Genomic DNA, 4,207 nt, shown 5'->3' with positions numbered 1-4,207 from the left:
CTGCCAGCAGACAAGAAAACCGTTCTGCGTAACAACGCTGGCGGTCACGCAAACCACAGCCTGTTCTGGAAAGGCCTGAAAACCGGCACCACCCTGCAGGGCGATCTGAAAGCCGCTATCGAGCGCGATTTCGGTTCCGTGGACAACTTCAAAGCTGAGTTTGAAAAAGCAGCAGCGACCCGTTTCGGTTCTGGCTGGGCATGGCTGGTACTGAAAGGTGACAAACTGGCTGTGGTTTCTACCGCGAACCAGGACTCCCCGCTGATGGGTGAAGCGATCTCTGGCGCGTCTGGTTTCCCAATTGTGGGCCTGGATGTGTGGGAACACGCTTACTACCTGAAATTCCAGAACCGTCGCCCGGACTACATCAAAGCGTTCTGGGACGTGGTGAACTGGGATGAAGCAGCTGCGCGTTTCGCTGCTAAAAAATAAGGCGATTGAGTGCCTGCGGCTGCTATTGAGCCGCCATCAAAGCCCTGCTGACTCAGCGGGGTTTTTTTATGCCTGTTCTCACGCGATAACCGTTTTATGCCTGTCGCCTTTTGCGCAGTTTACGTGCAAAAATAGCGGCAATGTGTTCCGCAAGCAGGAGAGGGAAGATGCAATATCCAGTGGAAGTGTTTACGGGCAGCGTGCGTGCGTACGAAGGCAGTCGTCCGAGCGCCATCGCAAAATTGCAAGTAGAGGGCGAGCTTGAACTCACCGAGCTGGGCCTGGTGGGCGATGAACAGGCGGAAAAGAAAATCCACGGTGGCCCTGATCGTGCGCTCTGTCATTACCCTCGCGAACATTACGCCGAATGGGCGCGCGAATTCCCCGAGCAGGCAGAATTGTTCTGTGCGCCAGCATTTGGCGAGAATCTCTCGACCGCAGGGCTGACGGAGAAAAACGTGTTTATCGGCGATATTTACCGCTGGGGGAACGCGCTGATTCAGGTGACGCAGCCGCGTTCGCCGTGCTTTAAGCTCAACTACCATTTTGGCATTAGCGATTTGTCTTCGCTGATGCAAAGCAGTGGCAAAATGGGCTGGCTGTATCGGGTGATTGTGGCAGGCAATGTGTCGACTGAGCAGCCACTGGAGCTGGTTTCCCGGCTCAGCGATATCTCAGTGTATGACGCGGCGGCGATTGCGTGGTACACGCCGTATGACGATGAGCAATATCATCGCTTGCTGTCGGCGGCGGGGTTATCCGTAAGCTGGACGCGTACGATGCAGAAGCGGCGTTTGAGTGGGCACATCGAGGATAATTCACGGCGGTTGTGGGGCAAGTAGCGTTTTTCCCTCCCCCTTTTTAGGGAGAGGGATAGAACGATGCGATTACCCGCGTTTATACAGCGGCAACCAAAGCGTTAACCGCAGTCCACCTAACGGGCTGTCGTCGGCTTTCACCCAGCCGCGATGCTGCTGAACAGCGGTTTCGACGATCGCCAGCCCAAGACCCGTACCGCCAGATTCACGGTCGCGCGCCTCGTCGGTGCGATAGAACGGACGGAAAATCTGCTCTCTGTCTTCCGGACTCACACCTGGGCCGTCATCATCCACATTGATGGTGACGCCGTCTTTATCCACCGAGAAGCTGACCGAAATTTTGCTGTTTGAATAACGCAGAGCGTTACGCACGATATTTTCAAACGCGCTTTCCAGTGCATTTGGGTTACCGTACAGCGGCCATGGGCCTGGCGGATACTCAACGGTGAATGATTTTCCGACCTGTTCCGCTTCAAACGCGGCGTTGTCCAGCACTTCGCCCCACAGCTGATTCGCCTTCACGTTCTCACTCACCAGCGCATTTTTCGCCTGATTACGCGACATCACCAGCAGATCATTGATCATGCTGTCCAGACGATGCGCTTCCATCTCGATACGTTCCAGTTCTTTGCTTTCCCCCGCGCGACGGCGCAGTAACGCCGTGCCCAGTTGCAGACGCGTTAACGGCGTGCGCAGCTCGTGGGAGATATCAGAAAGCAGGCGCTGATTGGCAGTCATCATTCTTTCGAGTGCGGTCACCATCTGATTAAAACTGGACCCGGCGGCAAGGAATTCCTGCGGCCCGGATTCCAGCTCCGGATGCTGACGCAGGTTACCCTGAGCCACTTCATCCGCAGCATTTTTCAGCTTACGAGCAGGTTTCGCGAGGCTCCACGCCAGCCATAACAGCAGCGGTGAGCTCACCAGCATGGTGACAATCAGCAACAGCAGCGGACGGTCAAACAGCAGGTTGATGAAATCGGATTGTGAGGTGCTTGCCGGACGAATCAGGTAAAGCTGGTAGTTATCTTCGCCGTCTCTGACGGAGAAGGGCCCCACCATTTCCAGTCGGCCATAGCGTTTTTTCTGCGGATGATCGGCGTTATCAGATTGACCGATAAAGTTACGAATGATCTGCATTTCGCTGCGTTCTGCGCCGATCACGCGGCCTTCGCTGGTCACCAGCAGAAGGCGTTGCCCCGGAGGTGCCCATTTATCGATGGCGCGGAAAAGCCGACGCCACCACATCAAATCGTTGGGCGGATCGTTCGCCAGCTCGGCTGCGACATGTTGCTCAATCATCAGCCCCTGGCGTTGCTCGCTGTCCAGCAGTTCCGTCATTTGACGTGAATCGAGCTTAGGCAACATCAGGACCAGCATCAGCACCAGTGCCAGGGTTAACCAGAAAATGGCAAAGATGCGAGCGGTCAAACTTCCAATCATGAAGCGGACACCATCAAATAGCCGCGGCCCCGCAAGGTTTTAAACCACGGATGACCGTCTTTCCGTTCCGGCAATTTACGGCGCAGATTGGAAATATGCATGTCGATAGCACGGTCGAATGGCGTTAAGCGTTTACCCAGCACTTCCTGGCTCAGATGTTCACGCGAGACGACCTGGCCGAGATGCTGCGCCAGCAGGTAGAGCAGGGTGAACTCGGTGCCGGTCAGTTCCAGCGTAGTGCCGTCGAAGCTCGCTTCCTGACGCCCAGGATTCAGGCTCAGAGAATCCACTTCTAAAGTCGGTGAACCGTTATCGCTGGTCTGCTGCTGTTCGCTCCAGTGAGAGCGGCGCAGAATAGCGCGAATACGCGCGACCAGTTCACGGTCGTTGAATGGTTTTGGCAGATAGTCGTCAGCGCCCAGCTCAAGGCCGAGAACGCGATCCAGTTCGCTGCCGCGTGCGGTCAACATAATGACCGGTGTCTGGTGTGTCTGTCGAAGCTCTTTAAGGGTATCAATACCGTTTTTCTTCGGCATCATTACGTCGAGCAAAAGCAGGTCGATGCTGTCATCTAAAAGCGCCAGTGCTTGTTCCCCATCATGGGCAACCTGCACATCGAAGCCTTCCATATCGAGCAGTTCCTTTAACAGGGAGGTGAGCTCCCGGTCATCATCCACTAACAGGATTTTATTCATTGATTAAATACCTCCGAGGCAGAAATTACGTCATCAAGGCTTGCTAATCCATGACTTTACGTTGTTTTACACCCCCTGACGCATGTTTGCAGCCTGAATCGTAGACTGTCTCTCGTTGAATCGCGAAACAAAAGTACTTGGGAGCAATTGATGCGCAATGTTATCGCTGCCGTCATGGCCTCAACGCTGGCGCTAAGTGCGAATAGCCAGGCTGCTGAAGTCGTCAACAGCGTTAACTGGGCTCCAGGTGATGGAGCGGCGCAGGGCAGTCATCAGGGCCATATGTTTGACGGCATAAGTTTAACCGAATATCAGCGTCAGCAGATGCGGGATCTTATGCAACAGGCTCGACGCCAACAACCGCCTGTTAATGTTAGCGAAATGGAGACAATGCATAAGCTTGTCACCGCAGATAAATTTGATGAAACCGCTGTTCGTGCTCAAGCCGAGAAAATGGCGCAAGAGCAGGTTGCCCGCCAGGTCGAAATGGCCCGGGTGCGCAACCAGATGTACCGGCTATTAACGCCGGAGCAGCAAGCGGTTTTAAATGAGAGACACCAGCAACGTTTGGACGAGTTGCGTGAGGTTGCACGGATGCAGCAGAGTACAGAATCAATGCTGTTCAGTAGTAGCAATACCCGTAGTAACCAGTAATAGACCCTGTTTTTCCTTGCCATAGACACCATCCCTGTCTTCCCCCTCATGATGAGGGGGTTTTTTTTACCTTTTTTCCGCCAACTCCCCATTGACACATTCCGCTATACTACCCGCAGAAGAGTGTGGGAGTGCTTATGAATCAAACCTATGGCCGATTGGTCA

At 54.3% G+C, this 4,207-nt stretch carries 5 protein-coding genes; 3 read left to right on the top strand and 2 right to left on the bottom strand.

Features of this window, described 5'->3' with window-relative positions; genetic code table 11:
* Both VH187_RS02115 and yiiM read left to right on the top strand, forming a co-directional pair.
* Window positions 1-432: Fe-Mn family superoxide dismutase (locus VH187_RS02115; RefSeq protein WP_329699844.1), on the top strand; the 432-nt coding region annotated here is incomplete at its 5' end.
* Between the two features lie 167 nt (window positions 433-599).
* The gene (yiiM, locus tag VH187_RS02110; protein WP_329699843.1) at window positions 600-1,274 is read left to right on the top strand and encodes a 6-hydroxyaminopurine reductase; all 675 of its coding nucleotides are present in this window, start codon (window positions 600-602) and stop codon (window positions 1,272-1,274) included.
* A gap of 45 nt (window positions 1,275-1,319) precedes the next feature.
* On the opposite strand, the gene cpxA is transcribed toward yiiM, so the two are convergent.
* A complete protein-coding gene (gene cpxA, locus VH187_RS02105; RefSeq protein ID WP_329699842.1) occupies window positions 1,320-2,693 on the bottom strand; it encodes an envelope stress sensor histidine kinase CpxA in 1,374 nt (457 codons plus the stop codon).
* Window positions 2,690-3,388 (bottom strand): envelope stress response regulator transcription factor CpxR, encoded by a 699-nt coding sequence (cpxR, locus tag VH187_RS02100; RefSeq protein WP_329699841.1) that lies wholly within the window; start codon window positions 3,386-3,388, stop codon window positions 2,690-2,692. Before cpxR ends, cpxA begins: the two co-directional genes overlap by 4 nt.
* A gap of 150 nt (window positions 3,389-3,538) precedes the next feature.
* On the opposite strand from cpxR, the gene cpxP reads away from it, so the two are divergent.
* Window positions 3,539-4,042 (top strand): cell-envelope stress modulator CpxP, encoded by a 504-nt coding sequence (gene cpxP, locus VH187_RS02095; RefSeq protein WP_329699840.1) that lies wholly within the window; start codon window positions 3,539-3,541, stop codon window positions 4,040-4,042.
* Window positions 4,043-4,207 lie beyond the last annotated feature (165 nt).

This window comes from Scandinavium sp. (genome assembly GCF_036271055.1).
GTDB lineage: Bacteria > Pseudomonadota > Gammaproteobacteria > Enterobacterales > Enterobacteriaceae > Scandinavium.
The sequence above is the reverse complement of the archived record's forward strand: the minus strand, read 5'-3'. Positions and strand labels throughout refer to the sequence as shown.